The organism is Blastochloris tepida (assembly GCF_003966715.1).
GTDB lineage: Bacteria > Pseudomonadota > Alphaproteobacteria > Rhizobiales > Xanthobacteraceae > Blastochloris > Blastochloris tepida.
Genome location: NZ_AP018907.1, coordinates 2,066,498 through 2,090,776, shown reverse-complemented (window position 1 = coordinate 2,090,776; position 24,279 = coordinate 2,066,498). Strand labels below are relative to the sequence as shown.

At 67.7% G+C, this 24,279-nt stretch carries 24 protein-coding genes; 16 read left to right on the top strand and 8 right to left on the bottom strand.

What is annotated here, in order from left to right; genetic code table 11:
• The first annotated feature begins 115 nt into the window (after positions 1 to 115).
• The 4 genes from BLTE_RS09620 to recJ all read left to right on the top strand — a co-directional run bounded on the left by BLTE_RS09620 (position 116) and on the right by recJ (position 5,720).
• Entirely contained in the window at positions 116 to 1,333 is a 1,218-nt protein-coding gene (locus tag BLTE_RS09620; protein WP_126402137.1) for an LL-diaminopimelate aminotransferase, read from the top strand.
• A gap of 40 nt (positions 1,334 to 1,373) precedes the next feature.
• Positions 1,374 to 2,684, top strand: coding sequence for a homoserine dehydrogenase (locus tag BLTE_RS09615; protein WP_126399801.1), 1,311 nt, complete (start codon positions 1,374 to 1,376; stop codon positions 2,682 to 2,684).
• Between the two features lie 92 nt (positions 2,685 to 2,776).
• Entirely contained in the window at positions 2,777 to 3,754 is a 978-nt protein-coding gene (glpX, locus tag BLTE_RS09610; protein ID WP_425290269.1) for a class II fructose-bisphosphatase, read from the top strand.
• A gap of 157 nt (positions 3,755 to 3,911) precedes the next feature.
• Positions 3,912 to 5,720: a single-stranded-DNA-specific exonuclease RecJ gene (recJ, locus tag BLTE_RS09605; RefSeq protein WP_126399795.1), complete on the top strand. Its 1,809-nt coding sequence runs from the start codon at positions 3,912 to 3,914 to the stop codon at positions 5,718 to 5,720.
• 125 nt (positions 5,721 to 5,845) lie between these two features.
• Here the strand turns inward: recJ and tyrS are convergent, their stop codons facing one another.
• Positions 5,846 to 7,099, bottom strand: a complete 1,254-nt coding sequence (tyrS, locus tag BLTE_RS09600) for a tyrosine--tRNA ligase (RefSeq protein ID WP_126399792.1) — start codon at positions 7,097 to 7,099, stop codon at positions 5,846 to 5,848.
• Between the two features lie 102 nt (positions 7,100 to 7,201).
• Between tyrS and BLTE_RS09595 the strand changes: the two genes are divergently transcribed.
• Complete coding sequence (locus BLTE_RS09595; RefSeq protein WP_244599944.1) at positions 7,202 to 8,323, top strand: anhydro-N-acetylmuramic acid kinase; 1,122 nt, start codon at positions 7,202 to 7,204, stop codon at positions 8,321 to 8,323.
• 58 nt (positions 8,324 to 8,381) lie between these two features.
• Here the strand turns inward: BLTE_RS09595 and BLTE_RS09590 are convergent, their stop codons facing one another.
• Positions 8,382 to 9,035 carry an alpha/beta hydrolase gene (locus tag BLTE_RS09590; RefSeq protein ID WP_126399786.1) on the bottom strand — a complete coding sequence of 218 codons (654 nt, stop codon included), beginning with the start codon at positions 9,033 to 9,035 and terminating at the stop codon, positions 8,382 to 8,384.
• A 231-nt stretch (positions 9,036 to 9,266) separates the two neighbouring features.
• Between BLTE_RS09590 and BLTE_RS09585 the strand changes: the two genes are divergently transcribed.
• The 8 genes from BLTE_RS09585 to BLTE_RS09550 all read left to right on the top strand — a co-directional run bounded on the left by BLTE_RS09585 (position 9,267) and on the right by BLTE_RS09550 (position 16,952).
• A complete protein-coding gene (locus BLTE_RS09585; protein ID WP_126399783.1) occupies positions 9,267 to 10,439 on the top strand; it encodes a cysteine desulfurase family protein in 1,173 nt (390 codons plus the stop codon).
• A 57-nt stretch (positions 10,440 to 10,496) separates the two neighbouring features.
• Positions 10,497 to 11,981: a Fe-S cluster assembly protein SufB gene (sufB, locus tag BLTE_RS09580; protein WP_126399781.1), complete on the top strand. Its 1,485-nt coding sequence runs from the start codon at positions 10,497 to 10,499 to the stop codon at positions 11,979 to 11,981.
• Positions 11,978 to 12,478, top strand: a complete 501-nt coding sequence (locus BLTE_RS09575) for a cupin domain-containing protein (RefSeq protein WP_126399778.1) — start codon at positions 11,978 to 11,980, stop codon at positions 12,476 to 12,478. Before sufB ends, BLTE_RS09575 begins: the two co-directional genes overlap by 4 nt.
• A gap of 11 nt (positions 12,479 to 12,489) precedes the next feature.
• Positions 12,490 to 13,236, top strand: coding sequence for a Fe-S cluster assembly ATPase SufC (gene sufC, locus BLTE_RS09570; protein ID WP_126402136.1), 747 nt, complete (start codon positions 12,490 to 12,492; stop codon positions 13,234 to 13,236).
• A 219-nt stretch (positions 13,237 to 13,455) separates the two neighbouring features.
• The gene (gene sufD, locus BLTE_RS09565) at positions 13,456 to 14,799 is read left to right on the top strand and encodes a Fe-S cluster assembly protein SufD (RefSeq protein WP_126399776.1); all 1,344 of its coding nucleotides are present in this window, start codon (positions 13,456 to 13,458) and stop codon (positions 14,797 to 14,799) included.
• Between the two features lie 32 nt (positions 14,800 to 14,831).
• Positions 14,832 to 16,085: a cysteine desulfurase gene (locus tag BLTE_RS09560; RefSeq protein ID WP_126402135.1), complete on the top strand. Its 1,254-nt coding sequence runs from the start codon at positions 14,832 to 14,834 to the stop codon at positions 16,083 to 16,085.
• Positions 16,082 to 16,468, top strand: a complete 387-nt coding sequence (locus BLTE_RS09555) for an SUF system Fe-S cluster assembly protein (protein ID WP_126399773.1) — start codon at positions 16,082 to 16,084, stop codon at positions 16,466 to 16,468. The genes BLTE_RS09560 and BLTE_RS09555 overlap by 4 nt, the downstream gene beginning before the upstream one ends.
• 109 nt (positions 16,469 to 16,577) lie before the next feature.
• Complete coding sequence (locus BLTE_RS09550) at positions 16,578 to 16,952, top strand: HesB/IscA family protein (RefSeq protein ID WP_126399770.1); 375 nt, start codon at positions 16,578 to 16,580, stop codon at positions 16,950 to 16,952.
• A 99-nt stretch (positions 16,953 to 17,051) separates the two neighbouring features.
• Here the strand turns inward: BLTE_RS09550 and BLTE_RS09545 are convergent, their stop codons facing one another.
• The 5 genes from BLTE_RS09545 to BLTE_RS09525 form a co-directional block, all read right to left on the bottom strand.
• Complete coding sequence (locus tag BLTE_RS09545; protein WP_126399767.1) at positions 17,052 to 17,360, bottom strand: type II toxin-antitoxin system PemK/MazF family toxin; 309 nt, start codon at positions 17,358 to 17,360, stop codon at positions 17,052 to 17,054.
• Between the two features lie 20 nt (positions 17,361 to 17,380).
• Positions 17,381 to 17,545: an antitoxin MazE family protein gene (locus tag BLTE_RS09540; RefSeq protein ID WP_342211509.1), complete on the bottom strand. Its 165-nt coding sequence runs from the start codon at positions 17,543 to 17,545 to the stop codon at positions 17,381 to 17,383.
• A gap of 164 nt (positions 17,546 to 17,709) precedes the next feature.
• The gene (locus BLTE_RS09535; protein WP_126399761.1) at positions 17,710 to 18,768 is read right to left on the bottom strand and encodes a GGDEF domain-containing protein; all 1,059 of its coding nucleotides are present in this window, start codon (positions 18,766 to 18,768) and stop codon (positions 17,710 to 17,712) included.
• 166 nt (positions 18,769 to 18,934) lie between these two features.
• Positions 18,935 to 20,425: a DEAD/DEAH box helicase gene (locus BLTE_RS09530; protein WP_126399758.1), complete on the bottom strand. Its 1,491-nt coding sequence runs from the start codon at positions 20,423 to 20,425 to the stop codon at positions 18,935 to 18,937.
• Positions 20,426 to 20,622: 197 nt separating this feature from the next.
• Positions 20,623 to 21,825: an MFS transporter gene (locus BLTE_RS09525; RefSeq protein ID WP_126399755.1), complete on the bottom strand. Its 1,203-nt coding sequence runs from the start codon at positions 21,823 to 21,825 to the stop codon at positions 20,623 to 20,625.
• Positions 21,826 to 22,316: 491 nt separating this feature from the next.
• Here BLTE_RS09525 and BLTE_RS09520 point away from each other — a divergent pair, with 491 nt between their 5' ends.
• On the top strand, positions 22,317 to 22,523 hold the full coding sequence (locus BLTE_RS09520; protein ID WP_126399751.1) for a hypothetical protein: 207 nt from the start codon (positions 22,317 to 22,319) through the stop codon (positions 22,521 to 22,523).
• A 73-nt stretch (positions 22,524 to 22,596) separates the two neighbouring features.
• Positions 22,597 to 22,830, top strand: coding sequence for a sulfurtransferase TusA family protein (locus tag BLTE_RS09515; RefSeq protein WP_126399748.1), 234 nt, complete (start codon positions 22,597 to 22,599; stop codon positions 22,828 to 22,830).
• Between the two features lie 19 nt (positions 22,831 to 22,849).
• On the opposite strand, the gene BLTE_RS09510 is transcribed toward BLTE_RS09515, so the two are convergent.
• On the bottom strand, positions 22,850 to 23,347 hold the full coding sequence (locus tag BLTE_RS09510; protein ID WP_126402134.1) for an RDD family protein: 498 nt from the start codon (positions 23,345 to 23,347) through the stop codon (positions 22,850 to 22,852).
• A 338-nt stretch (positions 23,348 to 23,685) separates the two neighbouring features.
• Here BLTE_RS09510 and BLTE_RS09505 point away from each other — a divergent pair, with 338 nt between their 5' ends.
• The gene (locus tag BLTE_RS09505) at positions 23,686 to 24,276 is read left to right on the top strand and encodes a biliverdin-producing heme oxygenase (RefSeq protein WP_126399746.1); all 591 of its coding nucleotides are present in this window, start codon (positions 23,686 to 23,688) and stop codon (positions 24,274 to 24,276) included.
• Positions 24,277 to 24,279: the final 3 nt, after the last annotated feature.

Below are 24,279 nucleotides of genomic sequence, written 5' to 3'. Positions count from 1 at the left end.
CGATACGGAACAATGACAAGGGCGTGGCTTTTCGCCTGAATTCGGTCGCGATCGGTGGTAATAAGCCGTATTCACCGCATCCAGTCGATTCAACCTGTCGAGCTGTCCCGTGACTATGGAAGAGTTTTACCGCATCCGCCGTCTGCCGCCCTACGTCTTCGAGCAGGTGAACCGCGTGAAGGCGGCGGCTCGCAACGCGGGCGTCGACATCATCGATCTCGGCATGGGCAACCCCGACCTGCCGGCTCCGGCCCATGTGGTCGAGAAGCTGAAGGAGACGGTCGGCAAGCCGCGTACCGACCGCTACTCCGCCTCCAAGGGCATTGCCGGTCTGCGCCGGGCGCAGGCCGCCTATTACGGGCGCCGCTTCGGCGTGAAGCTCGATCCCGACCGTCAGGTCGTCGCCACCCTGGGCTCCAAGGAAGGCTTCGCGAACATGGCGCAGGCCATCACCGCGCCGGGCGACGTGGTGCTGGTGCCGAATCCGAGCTACCCGATCCACGCCTTCGGCTTCCTGATGGCCGGCGGCGTCATCCGCTCGGTGCCGTGCGAGCCGACGCCGGACTTCTTCGGCGCGCTGGAGCGCGCCATCGTCCACTCGATCCCCAAGCCGATCGCGGTCGTGGTCTGCTATCCGTCGAACCCGACGGCGCACGTCGCCAGCCTCGATTTCTACAAGGATCTCGTGGCGTTCGCGAAGAAGCACGACATCTTCGTGCTGTCGGACCTCGCTTATGCCGAGGTCTATTTCGACGACAACCCGCCGCCCTCGGTGCTGCAGGTGCCGGGCGCCATGGACGTCACGGTCGAGTTCACCTCGATGTCCAAGACCTTCTCGATGGCCGGCTGGCGCATCGGCTTCGCGGTCGGCAATGAGCGGCTGATCGGCGCGTTGGGGCGGGTGAAGTCCTATCTCGACTATGGCGCCTTCACGCCGGTGCAGGTGGCGGCCACCGCCGCGCTGAACGGCCCGGAGGACTGCATCCGCGAGATGCGCGACACCTACAAGAAGCGCCGCGAGGCGCTGGTCGAGAGCTTCGCGCGGGCAGGCTGGGAGATCCCGGCGCCCTCGGCCTCGATGTTCGCCTGGGTGCCGATCCCGGAGCCGTTCCGCAGCCTCGGCTCGATCGAGTTCTCGAAGCTCCTGATCGAGAAGGCGGAGGTGGCGGTGGCGCCCGGCCTCGGCTTCGGCGAGCACGGCGACGGCTTCGTGCGCATCGCCATGGTCGAAAACGAGCAGCGCATTCGCCAAGCCGCGCGAAACGTGCGACGTTTCCTTGAAACCGCGGACAAGACGTTGCACAACGTGGTGCCCCTGGCCGCCCGCGCCTGATCGGCTGCATCGTTTCGGACGTTTCCATTCGGACGTTTCCATGGCTGGTTCTCTCAAGGTTGGCCTCGCCGGGCTTGGCACGGTGGGGTCGTCCGTCGTTCGCATTCTCCAGGACAAGGCGGCCAAGCTCGCCGCCAAGGCCGGCCGCCCGGTCGAGCTGGTCGCCGTCTGCGCCAAGGAGGTGAGGGACAAGAACCTCGACCTCGCCACGGTGCGCTGGGTGGACAGCCCGACCGCGCTCGCCGCCGATCCCGAGATCGACGTGCTGGTCGAGTTGATGGGCGGGGAGGGCGATCCGGCCAAGACCACGGTCGAGACCGCGCTGAAGTCCGGAAAGCACGTGGTCACCGCCAACAAGGCGCTGATCGCCCGTCATGGCGCGATGCTGGCGCGCGCCGCCGAGGACCGTAACGTCGCCTTCAATTTCGAGGCGGCGGTGGCTGGCGGTATCCCGGTGATCAAGACCCTGCGCGAGGGATTGGTCGCCAACCGTATCGACCGAGTGTGGGGCATCCTCAACGGCACCTGCAACTACATTCTCACCCGGATGCTGGACGAGAAGCTGTCGTTCGAGGACTGCCTGAAGGAGGCCCAGCGCCTGGGCTATGCCGAGGCCAACCCGGCCTTCGACATCGACGGCTTCGACACCGCCCACAAGCTGGCCATCCTCACTTCGCTCGCCTTCGGCACCGAGATCGACTGCGACGCGGTCTATGTCGAGGGCGTCCGCTCGATCTCGCTGGCCGATCTGGAGATGGCCGACGAGCTCGGCTACCGGGTCAAGCTGCTCGGCGTGGCGGTGCGCACCGACTCGGGCATCGAGCAGCGCGTCCACCCGACGATGGTGCCGAAGGAGTCGCCGCTGGCCCAGGTCGGCGGCGTCACCAACGCCGTCAAGATCGACGGCGACGCGGTGTCGCTGACGCTGATCGGGCCGGGCGCCGGCGGGCCGGCCACCGCCTCGGCGGTGGTGTCGGACCTGTGCGATATCGCCCGCGGCGACCGCATCGCCCCGTTCGGCCGCTCGGTCGACCGGCTGGTGCGCCCGCGGCGCGCGCCGATGCAGCACCATGCCGGCGGCTACTACATACGGCTCGCCGCCGTCGACAAGCCCGGCACCGCGGCGACCATCGCCCGCCGCATGGCGGACGAGATGATCTCTCTGGAATCCATCGTGCAGCGGCGGCGCGGGTCGCGCGGGGAGGCGCAGGCCTCCGCGGACGCGCCGGTTCCGGTGGTCCTGATCACCTATGCGACCAGCGAGGACGCCGTCCGCCGCGCGCTCGCTGCCATCGAGCGGGACGGCGTCGTCGTCGGCTCGCCCCAAGTCATTCGGATCGAGCAGAATTGACGCCAAGCGAGGGGTTCAGCGCCATGCCTACGTCTGCGACTGCAAGTATGAGTGCGAGTGCGGCGAGTGCGAGTGCCGGACCGGTGACGCTCTTGAAGCCCAGTCCGGTTCTCGAACGCATCCTGACCCTCGAACTTGTCCGCGTCACCGAGCGCGCCGCGGTGTCGGCCGCCCGATGGCGAGGCCGCGGCAATGAGAAGGCGGCCGACCAGGCGGCGGTGGACGCCATGCGCCGCGAACTCAACCGGCTGTCGATCCGCGGCACCGTGCGTATCGGCGAGGGCGAGCGCGACGAGGCGCCGATGCTGTTCATCGGCGAAACCGTGGGCATCGGCCACGGCCCCAAGGTCGACATCGCCGTCGATCCGCTGGAAGGCACCACGATGTGCGCCAAGAACACGCCCGGCGCCATCGCGGTGATCGCCATGGCCGAGGACGGCACCCTGCTCGCCGCGCCCGACGTCTATATGGACAAGATCGCCATCGGCCCGGGCTATCCGGTCGGCACGGTCGATCTCGACATGTCGCCGGAAGAGAACGTCCACTCTTTGGCCAAGGCCAAAGGCGTGCAGCCCAGCGAACTGACCGCGCTGGTGCTCGACCGGCCGCGCCACGCCGAACTGATCAACACCCTGCGCCGCACCGGGGTGTCGGTTCACCTGATCTCGGACGGCGACGTGGCCGGCGTGGTGGCGACCGCCAAGCCGGACTCCGGCGTCGACCTCTATATCGGCACCGGCGCGGCACCCGAGGGCGTCATCGCTGCCGCCGCGCTGCGCTGCATCGGCGGCCAGATGCAGGGCCGGCTGGTGCTCGATACCGAGGCCAAGCGCGAACGCGCCGAGCGCATGGGCGTCACCGATCCGCACAAGAAGTACGAAGCCCACGAGATGGTTCGCGGCGACTGTCTGGTGGCGGCCACCGGCGTCACCGACGGCCCGGTGCTGCGCGGCGTCAAGTTCCGCGGCAATCTGATCGAGACCGAGACGGTGGTCTACCGCTCCGCCACCGGCACCACCCGCTTCATCTATGCCGAGCACCGCCAGCTCGATAAGTTCCATCTGGATTGAGCGGCAACTTCGGTTGGCGTCGTCCCGGCCAAGCGGCGGCAGCCGCGCGAGCCGGGACCGTCCGCAGGAAGCGGCTCTTTCTGCTTCTGCACGCGATCCCGGCTCGCTTTGCTCGCCCGGGAAGACAGGATGAACGGCGGCGCGCCAGCGATACGGAATGACTGAGCTGCCATCGTCCCGCCGTGCCTTTCTCAACGTCACCTGCTCGGCCGCCGGACGGCCGTGGCAGGCGCGGCTGAACGCCACCGGCGAGGCGACGGCGCTGGCGATCGCCCAGCGCCATGGCCTGCCCGATCTGTTGGCCCGCGTGCTGGCCGGGCGCGGCGTCGGCCTCGACGAGGTGGAGGATCACCTCGACCCGTCGCTCCGCAACCTGATGCCCGACCCCGACACCGTCACCGACATGGCGGCGGCGGCTGCGCGCCTCGCCGCGGCCTGCCGGAGGGGCGAGACGGTGGCGGTGTTCGGCGACTATGACGTCGATGGCGCGGCAAGTGCCGCGTTGCTGACGCTGTTCCTGCGGGCCGCCGGGCTCTATCCCCTCGTCCACATTCCCGACCGGCTGTTCGAGGGCTACGGGCCGAATGCCGAGGCGATCCGCCGCCTCGCCGCGCGCGGGGTGACGCTGCTCGTCACCGTCGATTGCGGCACCACCAGCCTGGAGCCCCTCGAAGAGGCGCGAAAGCTCGGCCTCGACGTGGTGGTGATCGACCACCATCAGGTGGCCGGCGCGCTGCCGCCGGCCGCAGCCATCGTCAATCCCAACCGCGACGACGATCTTTCCGGCCTCGGCCACCTCGCCGCGGTCGGGCTGGTGTTCCTGACCGTGATCGCCACCGCGCGGGTGCTGCGCCAGTCCGGCTTCTGGAGCGCGGCGCGGCCGGAGCCCGATCTGATCGGCCTCGTCGATCTGGTGGCGCTCGGCACGGTGGCCGACGTGGTGCCGCTCAAGGGGCTCAACCGCGCCTATGTCGCCAAGGGGCTTCTCGCCATGCGGCGGCGCAGCCGGCCGGGCCTTGTCGCGCTGATGGACGTGGCGCGGTTGGAAGGGCCGCCCAAGCCCTGGCACCTTGGCTTCCTGTTGGGGCCGCGCATCAATGCCGGCGGCCGCATCGGCGATGCCGGGCTCGGCGCCCGGCTGCTCGCCACCGCCGACGACATCGAGGCGCGGCGCATCGCCGCCGAGCTCGACCGGCTGAACGCCGAGCGCCAAGCCATCGAGCAGGCGACCGTGGCCGAGGCCGAAGCCGAGGCGCTGGCGGCGATGGGGCTGAAGGAGGGGCCGCCGGTGGCGGTGGTCGCCGCCGAGCGCTGGCACCCCGGCGTGATGGGGCTGGTGGCAGCGCGGCTGAAGGAGAAGCTCGGCCGGCCGGCGATCGCCATCGCCTGGGGGGCGAACGGGCAGGGTACCGGCTCGGGCCGCTCGATCTCAGGCGTCGATCTCGGCAAGGCCGTGCGGGCGGCGGTCGAGGCCGGCATCGCGGTGAAGGGCGGCGGCCACGCCATGGCGGCGGGGCTCACCATCGCCCGCGAACAACTCGGCGCCCTGCGCGCCTTTCTCGAAGAGCGGCTTGCCGGCGAGGTGGCGGCGGCACGGGCGCGCGATGCGCTGCTGATCGACGGCGCGCTGACGGCCGGCGGCGCCGGTCCCGAACTGGTGGCGTCGATCGAGCGCGGCGGCCCGTTCGGCGCCGGCAATCCCGAGCCGGTGTTCGCGCTGCCCGCACACACCGTGGCCCATGCCGAGACCTTCGGCGCCGATCATCTGCGGGCGCGCCTCCGGGCGCCGGACGGCGCGACGGTCGACGCGGTTGCCTTCCGGGTGGCGAACGAGCCGGTCGGCCGGCTGCTCCTGGCCGCACGCGGCCAGAGCCTGCATGTCGCAGGAACACTCAGCCTCGACCGCTGGCAGGCCCGCGAGCGGGTGCAGCTCAAGATTCTCGACGCGGCCGAGCCCGTGCGGTGAGACTGTCATCCCGGCCGAGGCGAAGCCGAGAGCCGGGATCGTCATCCGGAAGGGGTGTCTTTTCTGCGCACGGTCCCGGGTCGCGCAGCTTCGCTGCTTGCCCGGGACGACGACGCGCGAGCAAATTACACCGGCTTCAGCAGTACGTGGCGCTTCTTGCCGAGCGACAGCTTGATCACCCCGCCGCCGGCAAGATCGCTCTCGCCCAGCACCGCACGCTCGTCCTCCACCGTCACGTCATTGACCTTGAGCCCGCCGCCTTTGACTTGGCGGCGCGCCTCGCCGTTGGAGGCGACGAGCCCGGCCTCGACGAAGGCGGCGAGCACGCCGAGTCCCTCCGCCAGCCGGCTTCCGGCGATCTCGACGGTCGGCAGCGTCTCGGCCAGCGCGCCTTCCTCGAAAGTGCGGCGCGCGGTCTCGGCGGCGGCTTCCGCCGCTTCGCGTCCGTGCAGCAGGGCGGTGGCCTCGGTGGCGAGAATCTTCTTCGCCTCGTTGATCTCGGCGTCCTTGAGCGAAGCCAGCCGGCCGACCTCGGTGAGCGGCAAGATGGTGAACAGCTTGAGGAAGCGCGGCACGTCGGCGTCCTCGGTGTTGCGCCAGAACTGCCAGTATTCGTACGGGCTGCGCATGTCGGCGTTGAGCCAGACCGCGCCCTCGGCGGTCTTGCCCATCTTGGCGCCCGAGGCGGTGGTGATCAGCGGGCAGGTGAGGGCATAGAGCTGGGAGGTGCCCATGCGCCGGCCGAGATCGATGCCCGAGACGATGTTGCCCCACTGGTCGGAGCCGCCCATCTGCAGGATGCAGCCGGTGCGCTTGTAGAGCTCGACGAAATCGTAGGCCTGCAGGATGGAGTAGTTGAACTCCAGGAACGACAGTTCCTGCTCGCGCTCCAGCCGCATCTTCACCGAATCGAAGGTCAGCATGCGGTTGATCGAGAAGTGGCGGCCGACCTCGCGCAGGAACTCGATGTAGTTCAGCGAGGCCAGCCACTCGGCATTGTCGATCATCAGCGCGTCATTCCGGCCCGCGCCGAAGGTGATGAAGCGCGAGAACACCGTCTTGAGGCTTTCCTTGTTGGCCTCGATCTGGTCATAGGTCAGGATTCGCCGGGCCTCGTCCTTGCCGGAGGGGTCGCCGACGCGGGTGGTGCCGCCGCCCATCAGCGCGATCGGCTTCTGGCCGGTCTGCTGCAGCCAGTGCAGCATCATGATGGAGAGAAGGTGCCCGACATGCAGCGAGGGGCCGGTGCAGTCATAGCCGACATAGGCGACCACCCGGCCGTCCCGCGCAGCCTGGTCGAGGCCGGACGGGTCGGAAATCTGGTTGATGAAGCCGCGGGTCGACAGGACGTGCAGGAAATCGCTGGTGTAGGTGGTCATCATCGCTCAGCAGTGGTTCGGCGGACCGGGTGGGTGTAACAGGCCCGGAGGGGGATTCAACGGGAAATGCCGGCCTTGAAAGTCCGCGGAGCGCTTGGCCTGATGAGCGGGACCTCGCTCGATGGCGTTGACGTCGCCTATCTCGCCACCGACGGCGAGCGCATTCTGGCGTTCGGCCCGACCGGCTACCGCCCGTTCACGGGGGCCGAGCGCGCCGTGCTGCGGGCGGCGCTTGACGATGCAGAAATCCTCGCCGAACGCACCGCCCGTCCGGGCGTGCTGGCCGAGGCCGAGGCCATCGTCACCAACGCCAATGCCGAGGCGGTGGAGGCGTGGCGCGAGGCCAACCGCAGCTGGATGCCGCTCGACGGCGGCAGCTTCGCCGCGCCGCCGGTCGATGTGGTCGGCTTCCATGGTCAGACCGTGCTGCACCGGCCCGAGGTGGGGCTGACCGTGCAGCTCGGCGACGGGCTGGCGCTGGCGCGGCGGCTGAATGTGCCGGTGGTCTACGACTTCCGCGCCGCCGACGTCGTCGGCGGCGGCCAGGGTGCGCCCTTCGTGCCGGTGTTCCACCGCGCCATGGCCGGCGTGCTGCACCGGCCGCAGCCGCTGGCGGTGCTCAATATCGGCGGCGTGGCCAATGTCACGGTGATCGACGGCGAGGCCGACCCGGTCGCCTGCGACGTCGGGCCCGGCAATGCGCTGATCGACGATTTCGTCGCCAGCCGCACCGGCGCGGCGATGGATGCCGGCGGCGAGCTGGCGGCGGCCGGCAAGGTGGACGAGGACGCGGTGCGCCGGCTGCTCGGCATGCGCTTCTTCACGCTGCCGCCGCCCAAGTCGCTCGACCGCAACGCCTTCAAGGCCGCGGCCAAGGTTCATGGCGGGCTCGACCGCGCGAGCCTGGAGGACGGGGCGGCGACGCTCACCGCCTTCACCGCCGCCGCGGTGGCGCGCATCGTGCCGCACCTGAAGCGCCCGCCGAAATGCTGGATCGTTGCCGGCGGCGGCGCCCGCAACCCGACGCTGATGCGCATGCTGGCCGAGCGGCTGGCGCCGGCCCGCGTCGAGGTGGCCGAGCGGGTGGGGTGGTCGGGCGATCATCTGGAGGCGCAGGCGTTCGCCTTCCTCGCCGTGCGCGCGCTCGACGGGCTGCCGCTGTCTTATCCCTCGACCACCGGCGTGCCGGTGCCGATGACCGGCGGCGTGGTGGTGCGGCCGTAGATTACGGACATCGCAACGCCGGGAGCCCACCGGACAGGAGAATACGTCCTGCCGGCGCCTATTTCTCGCGCTTGGCGGCGATGCGCCGGTCGAGATAGTCGCCGACCGTGCCGATCAGCTCCTCGACCTTGCCCTCGAAAAAGTGATTGGCACCGGGAATCACCTTCTGCTCGATGACGATGCCCTTCTGGGTCTTGAGCTTCTCGACGAGGCCCTGCACCGCGGTGACCGGCGTCACCGAGTCCTTCTCGCCATGGACGAACAGGCCCGAGGACGGGCAGGGGGCGAGGAAGGAGAAGTCGTAGATGTTGGCCATGGCGGCGATCGAGATGAAGCCCTCGACCTCCGGCCGGCGCATCAAGAGCTGCATGCCGATCCACGAGCCGAACGACACGCCGGCGATCCAGCAGGTGCGCGCGTCGGGATTGATCGACTGCACCCAATCGAGGGCGGAGGCCGCGTCCGACAGCTCGCCCTGGCCGTGGTCGAACGAGCCCTGCGAGCGGCCGACGCCGCGGAAATTGAACCGCAGCACGCTCATGCCCCGCTCGGCGAACAGGTAATAGAGCTGGTAGACGACCGGGTTGTTCATCGTCCCGCCGAATTGCGGGTGGGGATGAAGCACCACCGCGATCGGCGCACTGCGGGATTTGGCAGGATGAAACCGGCCTTCGATACGGCCGGCCGGACCGGCGAACACCACTTCAGGCATGTGCAAGGAACCTTGAACGGAAGCCGGCTCAGCCCGGCAGTGCGGGCCGGCGGGAGCCCCATTCTCTTGACGTAGACCGGCCGAAATCCTATTGTTTAGAATAGTTCTAAACTCAACCCGCGCGGCGCCGCATGGCGTGCACAGATGGCTCGGGACCTGCTACTCCTGTAAGGCAGATCGGACTCGGATTTCAAGCTTTTCGAACACGCCAGCGACGGAGCGACAACCCAGGTGGCCGAGCGGGCCTATCTCGACTGGAATGCCACGGCGCCGCTGCATGAGGCGGCAAGGGCGGCGGTGCTGGCTGCCCTCGACGCCGGCAATCCCTCGTCCGTCCATGCGGAGGGCCGCGAGGCCCGCGCTTTGGTCGAGCGCGCCCGCGCCGAGGTCGCAGCCGCCGTCGGCGCCACCCCGCGCCAGATCGTCTTCACCTCCGGTGCCACCGAGGCCAATGCCCTGGCGCTCACGCCTGCGATCGAGACCGCCGATGACGCCGCCCCGCGCGATGGGCTGGTGGTCTCGGCGATCGAGCACCCCTCGGTTCTGCGCGGCCACCGCTTTGGAGCGCTGCCGGTCGAGACTGCCGCGGTCGACCGGGCGGGCGTGGTCGAGGTCGCAGCGGTCGAGGGCGCACTGGCGCGCCTTGCCGAAAAGGGCTGCCGCCGGCCGCTGGTGTCGGTGATGCTCGCCAACAACGAGACCGGGGTCATCCAGCCGGTTGCGGGCATTGCCGAGCGTGTCCATGCCGCGGGCGGGCTTGTTCATGTCGATGCGGTGCAGGCGCTGGGCCGGATTCCGCTGGATGTCCGCGCCCTCGATGCCGACCTGGTGACGCTGTCCAGCCACAAGGCCGGCGGCCCCAAGGGGGCGGGGGCGCTGGTGCTGGGGCCGCGCATCAGCCATCTCGCGGCGCCGCTGATCGCCGGCGGCGGCCAGGAACGCGGCGTGCGAGCCGGTACCGAGGCGGTGCCGGCCATCGCCGGCTTCGGCGCAGCAGCGGCCGCGGCGGTGGCCAGCCTGCCGGCGGCGGCCGCGCGGATGTCCGGGCTGCGGACCCGCCTCGCTGAGGGGCTGCACAGGATTGCGCCATTTGCTGTCGAATTGGGCGCCGAGGCGCCGCGCCTGCCGAACACGCTGGCGGTAGCCCTGGCGGGGCTCGCCGCCGAGACCGCGGTGATCGCCTTTGATCTGAACGGCGTCGCCATCTCGGCGGGCTCGGCCTGCTCATCTGGCAAGGTGGCTGCATCGCCGGTGGTCGCGGCCATGGGCTTTCCGGAATTGGCCGGGTCCACCTTGCGTTTTTCCGTGGGCCCCGCCACCACGGAAGCGGAAATCGATCGCGCGATCGGCGTCTGGCAGACCGTGGTGGGCGCTCTAGCTAACAGGCAAGGGAAGGCTGCCTGACCTGAAGTCTTCCAGACCGACCCACGGTCCTTGAAACCGCGAGGAAGGGAGTACGATATGCCGGCCGTGCAGGAGACCGTTGAATCGGTCCGCGCCATCGACGTCGACCAGTACAAGTGGGGCTTCTCCACCGATGTCGAGATGGACAAGGCCCCCAAGGGCCTGAACGAGGACATCGTCCGTTTCATCTCGGCCAAAAAGGGCGAGCCCGAATGGATGACCGAGTGGCGGCTCGGCGCCTACCGGCGCTGGCTGACCATGACCGAGCCGACCTGGGCCAAGGTCGCCTATCCGAAGATCGATTTCCAGGATCTCTATTACTACGCCGCGCCGAAGAAGAACGCGGCGCCGAAGTCGCTGGACGAGGTCGATCCCGAAATCCTGCGCACGTACGAGAAGCTCGGCATCCCGCTGAAGGAGCAGGCGCTTCTGGCCGGTGTCGAGGGCGCGGCCTATCCGTCCTCGCGCGTCGCGGTCGATGCGGTGTTCGACTCGGTGTCGGTGGCCACCACCTTCAAGGACGAGCTTAAGAAGGCGGGCGTCATCTTCTGCCCGATCTCCGAGGCGATCCGCGACTATCCCGATCTGGTGCGCCAGTATCTCGGCAGCGTCGTGCCGGTCACCGACAATTACTACGCCACGCTCAATTCGGCGGTGTTCTCGGACGGCTCGTTCGTCTACGTGCCGCCGGGCGTGCGCTGCCCGATGGAGCTGTCCACCTATTTCCGCATCAATGAGCAGAACACCGGCCAGTTCGAGCGCACGCTGATCATCGCCGACAAGGGCGCGTATGTGTCGTACCTTGAAGGCTGCACCGCACCGCGCCGCGACGAGAACCAGCTTCATGCCGCCGTGGTCGAGCTGATCGCGCTCGACGATGCCGAGATCAAGTATTCGACCGTCCAGAACTGGTATCCCGGCGACAAGGACGGCAAGGGCGGCATCTACAATTTCGTCACCAAGCGCGGCGACTGCCGCGGCCGGAACTCGAAGATCTCCTGGACCCAGGTCGAGACCGGCTCGGCCATCACCTGGAAGTATCCGAGCTGCATCCTGCGCGGCGATGGCTCGAAGGGCGAGTTCTACTCGATCGCCATCTCCAACGGCCACCAGCAGGTCGATTCCGGCACCAAGATGATCCATCTCGGCAAGAACACCGTGAGCCGGATCATCTCCAAGGGCATCTCCGCCGGCAAATCGCAGAACACCTATCGCGGCCTGGTTTCGGCACACCGCAAGGCCACCGGCGCGCGCAACTGGACCAACTGCGACTCGCTCCTGGTCGGCAACCAGTGTGGCGCGCACACCGTGCCCTATATCGAGAGCAAGAATTCCAGCGCCGTGTTCGAGCACGAGGCCACCACCTCGAAGATCTCCGAGGAGATGCTGTTCTATTGCCAGAGCCGCGGGCTTTCGCAGGAAGAGGCGGTGGCGCTGGTCGTCAACGGCTTCGTGCGCGACGTGCTGCAGAAGCTGCCGATGGAGTTCGCCGTCGAGGCGCAGAAGCTGATCTCGATCTCGCTGGAGGGCAGCGTCGGATGACGGGGAAACCGGTGATCAACCTCGCCGACGTGCCGCTGAAGTACATCGGCAACGGCAAGGCGTTCAAGGCCAGGGTCGGCTCCTTCGCGCACCTCATCGGCTCGAAGGGGCTCGGCGCAATGCTGCATGTGGTCGAGCCGGGCGAGAAGGCGTTTCCGTTCCACGCGCACCATCTGATCCACGAGCTGTTCGTGATCCTGGAGGGCGAGGGCACCTATCGCTTCGGCGACGAGCGCTTCGCCGTGAAGGCCGGCGATGTCTGCGCCGCGCCGACCGGCGGACCCGAGGTCGCCCATCAGCTCATCAACACCGGCACCACGCCGCTCAAATATCTCGGCATCTCGAACATCGCCGAGACCGAAGTGGTCGAATATCCCGACTCGAAGAAATTCGCGGTGATGAGCCGCTTCGACTGGGCCAATCCGGGCGGCGGCGGTGTCCGCTTCGTCGGCCGCGCCGAAACAAGCCTCAATTATTACGACGGTGAAGACACATGACGGTGCCGGCCATACTCGAAATTCGCAACCTCCACGCCGAGGTCGAGGACCGCAAGATCCTCAACGGCCTCACGCTGAGCGTCGCCCCCGGCGAGGTTGCCGCCATCATGGGGCCGAATGGCTCGGGCAAGTCGACGCTGTCCTATGTGCTGTCGGGCAAGCCGGGCTACACCGTCACCGACGGCGAGGTGCTGCTGAACGGCCAGAGCATTCTCGACATGCCGCCGGACGAGCGCGCCGCCAAGGGCGTGTTCCTGGCCTTCCAGTATCCGATGGAGGTGCCGGGCGTCGCCACCATGACGTTCCTCAAGACGGCGATGAACGCCCAGCGCAAGCATCGCGGCGAGCCCGAACTGACCACGCCGGACTTCATGAAGCTGGTGAAGGCGGAGGCCGACGCGCTGTTCATCAAGCAGGAGATGCTGCGCCGGCCGGTCAATGTCGGCTTCTCCGGCGGCGAGAAGAAGCGCAACGAGATTTTGCAGATGGCGCTGCTTCAGCCGAAGCTCGCCATTCTCGATGAGACCGACTCCGGCCTTGACATCGACGCGTTGCGCATCGTGTCGGAGGGGGTCAACCGGCTGCGCCGGGCCGACCGCTCGTTCATCGTCATCACTCACTATCAGCGCCTGCTCAATCACATCGTGCCGGACACCGTGCATGTGATGTCGAAGGGCCGCATCGTGCGCTCCGGCGGCAAGGAGCTGGCGCTGGAGCTCGAAGCCAACGGCTATCGCGACTACCAGGACGCGGCATAGGCGACGCGTTTCTTCCCTCTCCCCTTGTGGGAGAGGGTGCCGAGCGATCGAATGATCGCGAGGCGGGTGAGGGGAACCTGAAGGCAGGTTGGACACGACCCCTCACCCGGTTCGACCTCGCATTGCTCGGTCTCACCACCCTCTCCCGCAAGGGGAGAGGGAAGGAGCCGAGCAAACGCAGCCGCAGTTGCGCCTGAACGGACAGGAAGACCACGTCGCATGACGGACATGACCCCCATCAAGACGCCGGCCGAGCAGGCCCTGTCTCGCGCTTTCGGGCTGGCGGCGCCGACGCTGCCGGGCGATGCGAGCGTGAAGGAGCTGCGCGCCAGCGCGTTCGGCGCGTTCGAGGCTGCGGGCCTGCCGCACCGCCGCGTCGAGGACTGGAAATACACCGACCTGCGCGTGCTGATGCGCGAGGCGAAGCCGCTCGCCGCGCCGCCGAACGCCGATGACATCGCCGCGGCCAAGGATGCCGGCGCGGCATTCGCCGCAGCTGGTGCCCGCCGGCTGGTGCTGGTCAATGGCAGCTTCGTCGCTGAACTCTCCGATCTCGCCAGCCTCGAAGTGGGATTGACGATCCTGCCGCTGGCGCGCGTGCTCGGCGAAGGCCAGCCCTTGAGCTCCCGGCTGGGCCGGCTTGCGCCCAAGGGTAATGCCGCGGTCGATCTCAACACCGCCTTCATGGCCGATGGCGTCGTCGTGCATGTTGCGGCGGGGACGAAGATCGAGCGGCCGCTGCTCATCGTCAGCCGTCATGTCGGCGCCGCCACCGCCGATGTTATGCGCAGCCTCGTCGTGGTCGAGGATGGCGCCGCGCTGACTTTGATCGAGAGCTTCGAGGGGCCGGACGGCGTTGATTACCAGACCAACAGCGCGCTTGAACTGTCGGTTGGCAAGCTTGCCTCGGTCGAGTTGATCCGCCATCAGGCGGAAGGCGACGGCGCGCTGCATCTGCACACGCTGATGGCGGAAGCCGCGGCGCACGCGAGCCTCAAGGGCTGCACGCTCACCACCGGCGCGGCGGTGTCGCGCCAGCAGGTGGCGCTGGCACTGAACGGCGATCATATCAGTGCGGGCCTGCGCGGCACGTCGCTGCTGCGCGGCCGTCAGCATGGCGACACCACGCTGCTCGTCGAGCACAAGGGAACGCACTGCGAAAGCCGCGAGCTGTTCCGCACCGTGCTCGATGGCGAGTCCCACGGCGTGTTCCAGGGCAAGATCATCGTCGAGTCCCAGGCCCAGAAGACCGACGGCCGCATGGCCTCCAACGCGCTCATCCTGGCCGAGGGCGCGGAGATGGACAACAAGCCCGAGCTTGAGATCTATGCCGACGACGTGCAGTGCGGCCATGGTGCCACGGTCGGCGCGCTCGACGAGGAGTTGTTGTTCTATCTCGAGGCGCGCGGTATTCCCGAGGCTGCGGCCGCGGCGCTGCTGATCCAGTCCTTCGTCGGCGAGATCATCGATCAGGTCGAGAACGAGGCGGTGCGCGCCGCGCTGATGGATGGCGTGGGGCGCTGGCTGGCGCAGCGCGCCGGCACACCGCAGGCGCGCGACTGAGGCGCAACCGATTTGAGGCGATGGGGATGATGATGGATGCGACGGCGATCGGCCGTTCCGAGGTTTCGCGCTACGACATCGCGAAGGTGAGGGCGGATTTCCCCATCCTGTCCCGTGAGGTCTACGGCAAGCCGCTGGTCTATCTCGACAATGCCGCCTCGGCCCAGAAGCCGCGGCAGGTGCTGGACCGCATGCGGCTGGCGTACGAGACCGAATACGCCAATGTCCACCGCGGCATGCACTTCCTCGCCAATGCCGCGACCGAGGCTTACGAGGGCGCGCGCGAGACGGTGCGCGCCTTCCTCAATGCCCGCTCGACCGACGAGATCATCTTCGTGCGCAACGCCACCGAGGCGATCAACCTCGTTGCGGCCTCGTTCGGCGGCATGGTGCTGGGCGAGGGCGACGAGGTGGTGCTGTCGATCATGGAGCACCATTCCAACATCGTGCCCTGGCACTTCCACCGCGAGCGCCGCGGAGCGGTGCTGAAATGGGCGCCGGTCGACGATGACGGCAACTTCCTCCTCGACGAATTCGAGAAGCTGCTGACGCCGAAGACCAGGATTGTCGCCATCACCCACATGTCGAACGCGCTCGGCACCATCGTGCCGGTCAAGGAGGTGGTGCGCATCGCCCACGCCCGCGGCATTCCGGTGCTGGTGGATGGCAGCCAGGGCGCGGTGCATCTGCCGGTCGACGTGCAGGACATCGACGCCGACTTCTACGTCATCACCGGCCACAAGCTCTATGGGCCGTCCGGCATCGGCGCGCTCTACGCCAAGCGCGAGCATCTGGAGCGGATGCCGCCGTTCCTGGGTGGCGGCGAGATGATCCGCACCGTCACCGAGGACGCCGTGACCTATGGCGATCCGCCCTACAAGTTCGAGGCCGGCACGCCCTCGATCGTGCCGGCGATCGGGCTCGGCGCGGCGCTGGACTATATCAAGGCAGTCGGGCCCGAGGCGATCCGCGCCCATGAGAGCGATCTCGTCGCCTATGCGACCGAGCGGCTGTCGCGCATCAATTCGCTGCGCATCTTCGGCACCGCGCGCGACAAGGGCGCGATCGTCTCCTTCGAGTTGAAGAATGCTCACGCTCACGATGTCGCGACCGTGATCGACCGTTCCGGTATCGCGGTACGTGCAGGAACGCACTGCACGATGCCGCTTCTCGCGCGCTTCGGAGTAACGGCGACGTGCCGTGCTTCATTTGCACTGTACAACACGCGCGAAGAGGTCGATAAACTGACAGATGCTCTCACAAGAGCCGAGGCTCTGTTTGCATGAACGAGAATAATTCCAATCAGGACGTTGTCGCTCCGGTGGACGCCGCAGGCACGGGCGGCGCGATCCCGCCGAACGAGATCGCACGCCTGACCGACGACATCGTGCAGGCGCTGAAAAGCGTCTACGATCCCGAGATTCCGGCGGACATTTATGAGCTCGGCCTGATCTACAAGGTCGACATCGCCGACGACCGCATGGTGCATGTCGAGATGACGCTCACCACGCCGAACTGCCCGTCGGCCGCCGAGCTTCCCATCATGGTGGAGACCGCGGTGGCGATGGTGCCGGGGGTTGCGGGCGCCAAGGTCGAGGTGGTTTGGGATCCGCCGTGGGATCAGAGCCGGATGTCCGAAGAGGCGCGGGTCGCGCTCAATCTTTGGTGATCCGGGTTTCTGCACCGATTTGCCCTATATCGACCAAGGATCGGATCCATCTTGGCGGGCGACGGCTCGCCAGACGGCTGGCCGAGTGCCTGCGCATGGAGGAGAGCATATGAATGTCCGCCCGCGTTTGCCGGTTCTGCGTCTCACCGATCGCGCCGCGGCGCAGGTGAGGAACATCGTGGAGGCCGCCGAGACCCCGGTCGCCGGCCTGCGCGTCGGCGTCAAGCAGGGCGGATGCGCCGGCATGTCCTACACGGTCGATTACGCCACCGAGATCCGGCCGGGCGACGAGGTGGTGGAGCAGGGGGGCGTCAAGGTGGTGGTCGACCCCAGCGCCATCATGTTCCTGCTCGGTGCCGAGATGGACTACAAGACCGACAAGCTGTCGGCGCAGTTCGTGTTCAACAATCCCAACGAGACGGCGTCGTGCGGTTGCGGTGAATCGGTGTCGCTGAAGCCGGCCGAGGAACGCTCCGCCGCCTGAGCGCCGCGGCCGCGGCCGGACAGCCTGAACTGGGACGCCTGCGCGATTTCACGCCGCGATCGGAATACGGTTCTCCAGCTTGATCAGCCGGAGACCGTATCAGGCAATGCCGAGAAACAAAGCGAGCGCCCGGTTGATGCGCACGAGCAGGGTATCGTCAGCTTCGCCGATCGCCGCTCCGATCTTCGAAACCGGAACGACGGTGATCTTGTCGATGGCCACTTGCGAAGGCTCACGGAGACCGTTGCGCGGCGTGGGCTCGACCTGAAGCCGGAACAGATCCGCGTCGTCGCGAAGCGTGGTCGTCAAAGGGCAGATCACGACGGACGGCAGTTCGGCGAAGAGATCGCTCTGCACCACGAGTGCGGGGCGCGGCTTGCCGTAATCCCCCGGCAGAACGATCACCACGAACTGGCCGCGCCGGACCATTACTCTGGCAATTCATAGATTTGGGCGACAAAGCGCATGAGCTCGTCCCCCGCCGGATCATCCGCCGCCACAGCGCGCGCCTGTCGGCGGCACTTTTCGGCGAAATCCGGCGCTCGGGTATCCGGCACCCAGATCTGCACGGGCCGCAACCCGGCAGCCCGCATTCTCTGCCGGTAGCTCGCCATGCGCTTCGGCGGCGGAACGGGGCGCTTGGGTTGGCGCGGCATCTCGCACCTCTAATTTCCGTAACATGTTATACGGAAAGAGCGCGTCTGTCGCGCAAGTCATGCGGCTTCCGGTTGATCCCTTCGGGATGCTGAAAACCGTATCACGCCACCTTGGCCGGGGAGGGCTGCGCCTCGGTCTCGGCCGAGACGCGGTTGCGGCCCGCGCGCTTGGCCGCATAGAGGTGGCTGTCCGCCCGGTCGATCAGTGAGGCGGCGGTGTCGCCGGGACGCATCGTCGCGACGCCGATGGAGATGGTGATGCGGCCGAGGCTTTCGCCGGTCGAGCGCTTCATCAGCTCCTTGCCCATCACCGCCTTGCGGATGTGCTCGGCGACGGTGATGGCGTGCTGCGTGGTGGTGCGCGGCAGCAGCACCATGAACTCCTCGCCGCCATAGCGCGCCGCGACGTCCTGGCCCTTGACGTTCTGCTTCACCGCCATGGCCACCAGCCGCAGCACCTGATCGCCGGTCAGGTGGCCGAAGGTGTCGTTGAACTTCTTGAAATTGTCGATGTCGGTGATCAGCACCGACAAAGGCTCGCCGCTGGCGGCGCCGTCCGCCATCAGGCGGGTGATCGCCATGTCGAGATACTTGCGGTTGGCGAGCGTGGTCAGCGGATCGGTGAGGGATTCGGTGCGGGCGGCCTCAAGGTTCTGCTTGAGCAGCGAGATCTCACGGTTGGAATCGTTAAGCCGGTCCTGCAGGACGCGGTTGCGCGCTTCCATCTCGCGCGTCGATTCCACCAGACTCTCGACGATGACGTGCAGGCTTTCGGAGTCGGCGCCGGCCCGCACGAGCGCGTTGGTGGCGTCGGCCAGCGATTCGGAATACTGGGTGACGTCGCCGGCGGCGATCTGCACCATGGCCAGCACTTGGCCGATCTTGTTCATCACCCGCACCCCGACCTGGTCGATGGTCTCGGTGAAACGGTGTGGTGAAAGAAGTTCCTCGTAGATCCGGCCGAGTTCCTGGTCGCAGAAACTGCCCTTTGCCAGAACCTCGTTTACGGCAGCGTTGAGCTGAAGGTTCTGCCCTGTGGCATAAGTGTACCAGACTTCGTAGTTGCGCGGATAGGCAGGCTGGCGCAACGCCTTCATCTGCCCCATCGCGATATCCGCGAATGCGAGCGACCGTTCGAAATCGTCCTTCGGGTCGTCCATGAATTCCCTCCGGGGCCCCGGCCCCCGTACGCGAAATCCAAATTGATAAATCGATGAAGCGACAATGCTGAGTTTAGCCGCCCGCTTCTGAATATGCGGTAAACGCGCAGAAAAATGCGTCCGCCCCCGGGGGCGGAAGCTGCTGCTGGCGGGTATTGAAGTAACGCTATTCGGCCTTGATGCGCGTCGGGCGAAGCAGAAACGCCGGCAGGAACAGGTTTTCGTCGGCTTCGTCGACGGCATGGGGCCGCCGCGAGCGCCCGGCGATGTTTGCCGGCTTCGCTTCGGCAGCGGGCCGGCTTTCCGGCCGCCTGGTCTCGGGGCGCTTGTTTTCCGGGCGCTTGCGCTCCGGCCGCTCGCCGTCCTGCCGCGCAACCTCCTGCCTTGCAACCTCTTGGCGCGCACCTTCCTGACGCCCACTCTCCTGGCGCCCACTTTCCTGGCGGCCGCGCGGTGCCGAACTGCCCCGGCTGCGGCGGCTGCCGCCCCGGCTGCGCTCGCTGCGGGCGGGACGGTCCTCCGCGTCTGCCGCCACCGGCGTGCTGATCCAGGGGATCGACACGCCGGTGAGCTTCTCGATCGCGGCAAGCGAGCGGGTGTCGGCGGGGCTGACCAGCGTCACCGCCGTGCCCGAACGGCCGGCGCGGCCGGTACGGCCGATGCGGTGGATGTAGTCCTCGGCGTGGTGGGGCACGTCGTAATTGAAGACGTGACTGACTTCGGGAATGTCGAGGCCGCGGGCCGCCACGTCGGAGGCGACCAGGATGGTGGTTTCGCCCGCGCGGAACGAGTCCAGCGACGCGATGCGGGCCCGCTGGTCCATGTCGCCGTGCAGCGCGGTGGCGTTGAAGCCGTGCTTGACCAGCGAGCGCCACAGCACCGCCACTTCCCGCTTGCGGTTGCAGAACACGATGGCGTTCTTCAACCCCTCGGCCTCGCGGATCAGGCCGCGCAGCACATCGCGCTTCTCGTGCGACTCCGAGCCGGTGGCGACGAGCTGCTGGGTGACGGTGGCCGCCGCGGTGGCCTGCTTGGCCACCTCGACCCGCGCCGGCTGGTGCAGGAAGGTGTCGGCAAGGCGCTGGATTTCCGACGGCATGGTCGCCGAGAAGAACAGCGTCTGGCGCGTCATCGGGATCAGCCGGCAGATGCGCTCGATATCGGGGATGAACCCCATGTCGAGCATGCGGTCGGCCTCGTCGATCACCAGGATCTCGATGCCGGAGAGCAGCAGCTTGCCGCGCTCGAAATGGTCGAGCAGGCGGCCGGGGGTGGCGATCAGCACGTCGACGCCGCGCGACAGCTTCGCGTCCTGGTCATCGAACGACACGCCGCCGATCAGCAGCGCCATGTTGATCTTGTGGTGCTGGCCGTATTTGCTGAACTCTTCCTCCACCTGGGCGGCGAGCTCGCGCGTCGGCTCCAGGATCAGGGTGCGTGGCATGCGGGCCTTGGCGCGGCCCTTTTCCAGCATGGTCAGCATCGGCAGCGTGAAGGCCGCGGTCTTGCCGGTGCCGGTCTGGGCGATGCCGAGCACGTCCTTGCGGGCCAGCACGTGGGGAATGGCCTGTTCCTGGATCGGGGTCGGCGTGGTGTAGCCCGCCGCCTGCACGGCTGCGAGAACCTTGTCGCTCAGGCCAAGGGTATCAAAGGACATTGATGCGGTCTCGGATCAGGCCCCTGAGAACGCGCCGTCGGGACCGAAAGCACAGATGCAATAGGCGCGGGCGCAGGAAAGCGCCGCACCCTGCCGATAGAACCGGCACCATACGGTGTGGCGTCGCAGTGTCAATGAGGTGCGTCGGGTCAAGGGGGTAGCGGCGCGGCGTGATCGGGAGCGGTCAAGCCGGTCTCTTACGGCTGCTGCGGGTGGAGCTTCCGCCGCACCACCACCACCAGCGTATAGAGGCCGAGCGCGGCGGCCAGCGCCACCGGAAAGCCCCACGGGCTCCAGGCGTCCATCGCCGCGCCGAGCCCCGGCGGGCCGAAGGTAAAGCCCACCGAATAGAGCATGATGAACGCTGCATTGGCGGACGCGAGGTCGGCGCCGCGGTAGCGCGAGCCGAGATGGGCGAGGCCGACCGTGTAGAGCGAGGCGACGATGCCGCCCCACACGAACACCAGGGCCATGAACGACCATCCCGAGGGCACCACGGTCATGGCCAGTGCCCCGATCGCACCCGCCGCCCCGCAGCCGGCGAGCACCAGCCGGCGGTCGGCACGGTCCGACAGCCAGCCGATCGGAATCTGGAAGGCGACATTGCCAAGCATGGCGGCCGAGAGCAGCAGTGCCGCCGCGTTCTCGTTCATGCCGAGGCGCAGCCCGAGCAGCGGCAGGAAGCTCATCGAGCCGGTCTCGACCGCGCCGAACACCAGCGCGGCCAGCGTCGCGGTCGGCGCGATCAGCAGGAAGCGGCCGACGCTATGCTGGGAGGTGGCGGAGATGGTCGGCACCAGCGGCCCGGCGGCAACCACCGGGATCATCGCCAGCAGCATGATCACCGTGCCGATCGCAAACGGCAGCAGGCCGGTGGTGCCGACTACCGCCAGCAGCACGGGGCCGGCGGCGAAGCCCACCGCCAGCATCGTGGCGTAGATGCCCATCACCAGACCGCGCCGGTTCTCGGGCGCCGCCGAATTGATCCAGAATTCGGAGACCACGAACACCACGCACAGCGCGCCGCCGGCAACGAAGCGCAGCGGAAACCACAGCCAGAACGGCCCGGCGAGCTTGAACGCCAGGAGCGAGACCGCGCCCGCCACGCCCGCGCCGATCAGGAGCTTCACCACCCCGAAATGGCGCAGCAGATAGGGCACCAGCGGCGCCATCAGGATATTGGCGATCCCCGCCGTCGCGGTGTTGAGGCCGATCCAGGTCGGGGAGATGCCGCGCCGCTCCAGCTCGAAGGTGAGGAGCGGGATCGACAGGCTGAGGCCGAACCCGACCACCGTCACCGCCGCGATCGCTGCGGCGATCGACAGCATGCGGGCATGCTCCGGCTCGCCTGCCGACCAGCGGGGAACGAAGTCCGGAAGCGAGAAGCCTGACAGCGACATGGTGGGGCTCTTAGCCGGCATATCTGACGGTGCGACGACAGGCCGGGCGCCAGAACCGCGCAATTTGGTCACGCCGGCCGGTCCTGTCCAGCCATGAAACAGGTTACCTTCATGATGGCGCGGACGCCCCCGGCCGGACGGCGCGGCGACAGGATCGGCCGCGTTGCCGCAAATGGAAAATCGTCAACCGCTTGATATCAAACCGTCAGAATCACTGTCTAAACGGGCGCCGTACGCAGGGTGATTTCTGAGGCCGAACGTCTGTTCAACGGTGCGACACGGGGAGTCTGGGAGGGTTACCGATCAGACCTTGAGTCGTCTTCGGCTCAATGCCAGACGATTTGCCGCACGCGCGTTAACGATTGATTAACGATTTGGGGCGCGTCCTAAGATTAATATGTACGGTCCTCTTGAAGACGCGCTTTGAGCCTTCGCTTCGCCCGATGCCGAACCTTGTTCAGTCGCCGCCATAGGCGGCAGGGGAGATTCCGATGAGCGGCTCGACCGGTGCTTACATCATTGAAATCGATGACGAAGCCGTCGGCATCGTGGTGCCCGACGAGGACCGGGCCTTTCGCTTCTTTGCCGCCATCAAGCCCTATATCGGCCTTGAGGAGCGCCGCTTCGCCACGCCCCGCGCAGCGCAGAAGGCGGCGCGCGAACTGGTTCGGGGTCGGCGCGTCGCCGCCGACCGCTGAGACGGGCTCCGACCTTCCAGTTCTTGCGCAGAACCGGTTCCCACTTGTGCGGAAAATGCTCTAGAAGGCCGGCGTGACCGACGCCGCGAACGTGCTCGACCTCGAAGGGCTGAAATGCCCGCTGCCCGTGCTCAGAACGCGCAAGGCGCTGGGCCGCATCGCGCCGGGGGGGCGGCTCGTGGTGCGCTGCACCGATCCGATGTCGGTGATCGACATTCCGCACCTGTGCCAGGAAACCGGCGACACGCTCGAAGGTCGTGAGGAGGCCGGCGGGGTGCTCGTTTTCACCATCCGCCGCCAGGGATAGGGCTTATGCGTCCGGTCTGTCAGCGCCGGATCACCAGCTCCACCGAGCGCGGCACCGTGTTGATTACCACCGTGCCGCAGATGAAGTCGTGCAGCAGCCGGCGGCGGCCGTTGAACAGCCCCAGCAGCAGCACGGCCGGCGTCAGCACCGACACCACGATGAAGAACACCAGAAGGCGCACGCAGGCGAGCAGCGGATAGACCGGCGCGCCATACCAGGTGCGCATCTCCAGCCCGTGCATGCGCATGCCGACCGTGGCGGAATAGGGCCCGCCGAGCGTGGTCGCGGTGTAGAGCAAAGCCCAGCCCAGCGCCGCCGGGCCAATCAGCCAGAACAGCATCCAGCCAAGGCCGAGGGTCAGCACGCCGAGGATGGCGAACATCACCCACAGCACGATCATCGGCGCCAGGACGATGCAGACATCGACCAGGAAGGCGACCATCCGGCGTGCCAGCACGCCCTGGAACAGCTCCGGCTCGGCATCGGGATCGAACTTGTGCGGTCGCTTCAGCGCCATTGCCGGCGGCGCGCCGAGCGGCCGCTGCCGGTCGGGCACGCTGCGCCCGGCGTGGGGGCGGGGCGGGCGGGGACCTTCGAGCCGGCGAACGGCCGGGCGGTCGGGCAGCGTCATCTCAGTCTCCGCAGGCGGCGCATGTCGCGGCCGCGTGGTGCAGTCCGGTCGGGTTGGAATCGTAGGTAAGCAATTAGCCGAGCTTGCGGCAATTGCCCATGGTTTGGCGCAGGCGCCGCCGCCGGCCACAATTTTCTCGGCGCCCGCCCGGTTCCGGTCTATGACCGGGCCGGATCGAACCCTGCCCGCGAACCCTGCCCGAAAGAACGCCGAGGAGAAGAGCTATGACGGCGATGCCGGCATCCGCGTCGCGCTGGCGGCGGCTGCAGAGCGACACCGACGCGGTGCACCGCGCCCTCGACGCCCGCATCATGGCCGGCGATCCGTTCCGCGACCGTGACCGTTATGGCCGGTTCGTGCTGATGCAGCTCCGGTTCTTCCGCGACATCGACCCGCTCTATGCCGAGCCGGGCCTCTGCGCCGTCTTTTCCGACCTCGCCGAGCGCCGCCGCCTGCCGCTGGCCGAGCAGGACGTGCGCGACCTCGGCCTCGACCTGCCGCCAAGCGAGCCGCCGCTGTTCGGCGGCGCCATCGACCTGCCGGCGGCGATGGGCTGGCTCTATGTCGCCGAGGGCGCCGATCTCGGCTCGCCCTTCCTGCTCAAGGAGACCGTCAAGCTCGGTTTCGACGAGAGCTTCGGCGCCCGCCACATGCGCGGCCACCCGCAGGGACGCGGCCTGCACTGGCACCGCTTCACCAATGCGCTCGACGCCGCTGCGCTGAGCCCCGAGGAGGAGCCGCGCGTTGCCATTGGCGCCCACTCTGCCTTCGCCCGGGTGAATGCGCTGTTCGAAGCCGCGGGTTTGACGGATTGAATT

What these genes read in the sequence shown, in the direction of transcription:
- BLTE_RS09620 (WP_126402137.1), top strand. Translation starts at nt 116, where the DNA reads ATGGAAGAGTTTTACCGCATCCGCCGTCTGCCGCCCTACGTCTTCGAG.
- BLTE_RS09615 (WP_126399801.1), top strand. Translation starts at nt 1,374, where the DNA reads ATGGCTGGTTCTCTCAAGGTTGGCCTCGCCGGGCTTGGCACGGTGGGG.
- recJ (WP_126399795.1), top strand. Translation starts at nt 3,912, where the DNA reads ATGACTGAGCTGCCATCGTCCCGCCGTGCCTTTCTCAACGTCACCTGC.
- tyrS (WP_126399792.1), bottom strand. Translation starts at nt 7,099, where the DNA reads ATGACCACCTACACCAGCGATTTCCTGCACGTCCTGTCGACCCGCGGC.
- BLTE_RS09595 (WP_244599944.1), top strand. Translation starts at nt 7,202, where the DNA reads ATGAGCGGGACCTCGCTCGATGGCGTTGACGTCGCCTATCTCGCCACC.
- BLTE_RS09590 (WP_126399786.1), bottom strand. Translation starts at nt 9,035, where the DNA reads ATGCCTGAAGTGGTGTTCGCCGGTCCGGCCGGCCGTATCGAAGGCCGG.
- sufB (WP_126399781.1), top strand. Translation starts at nt 10,497, where the DNA reads ATGCCGGCCGTGCAGGAGACCGTTGAATCGGTCCGCGCCATCGACGTC.
- BLTE_RS09575 (WP_126399778.1), top strand. Translation starts at nt 11,978, where the DNA reads ATGACGGGGAAACCGGTGATCAACCTCGCCGACGTGCCGCTGAAGTAC.
- sufD (WP_126399776.1), top strand. Translation starts at nt 13,456, where the DNA reads ATGACGGACATGACCCCCATCAAGACGCCGGCCGAGCAGGCCCTGTCT.
- BLTE_RS09560 (WP_126402135.1), top strand. Translation starts at nt 14,832, where the DNA reads ATGGATGCGACGGCGATCGGCCGTTCCGAGGTTTCGCGCTACGACATC.
- BLTE_RS09555 (WP_126399773.1), top strand. Translation starts at nt 16,082, where the DNA reads ATGAACGAGAATAATTCCAATCAGGACGTTGTCGCTCCGGTGGACGCC.
- BLTE_RS09550 (WP_126399770.1), top strand. Translation starts at nt 16,578, where the DNA reads ATGAATGTCCGCCCGCGTTTGCCGGTTCTGCGTCTCACCGATCGCGCC.
- BLTE_RS09540 (WP_342211509.1), bottom strand. Translation starts at nt 17,545, where the DNA reads ATGCGGGCTGCCGGGTTGCGGCCCGTGCAGATCTGGGTGCCGGATACC.
- BLTE_RS09535 (WP_126399761.1), bottom strand. Translation starts at nt 18,768, where the DNA reads ATGGACGACCCGAAGGACGATTTCGAACGGTCGCTCGCATTCGCGGAT.
- BLTE_RS09530 (WP_126399758.1), bottom strand. Translation starts at nt 20,425, where the DNA reads ATGTCCTTTGATACCCTTGGCCTGAGCGACAAGGTTCTCGCAGCCGTG.
- BLTE_RS09525 (WP_126399755.1), bottom strand. Translation starts at nt 21,825, where the DNA reads ATGTCGCTGTCAGGCTTCTCGCTTCCGGACTTCGTTCCCCGCTGGTCG.
- BLTE_RS09520 (WP_126399751.1), top strand. Translation starts at nt 22,317, where the DNA reads ATGAGCGGCTCGACCGGTGCTTACATCATTGAAATCGATGACGAAGCC.
- BLTE_RS09510 (WP_126402134.1), bottom strand. Translation starts at nt 23,347, where the DNA reads ATGGCGCTGAAGCGACCGCACAAGTTCGATCCCGATGCCGAGCCGGAG.
- BLTE_RS09505 (WP_126399746.1), top strand. Translation starts at nt 23,686, where the DNA reads ATGACGGCGATGCCGGCATCCGCGTCGCGCTGGCGGCGGCTGCAGAGC.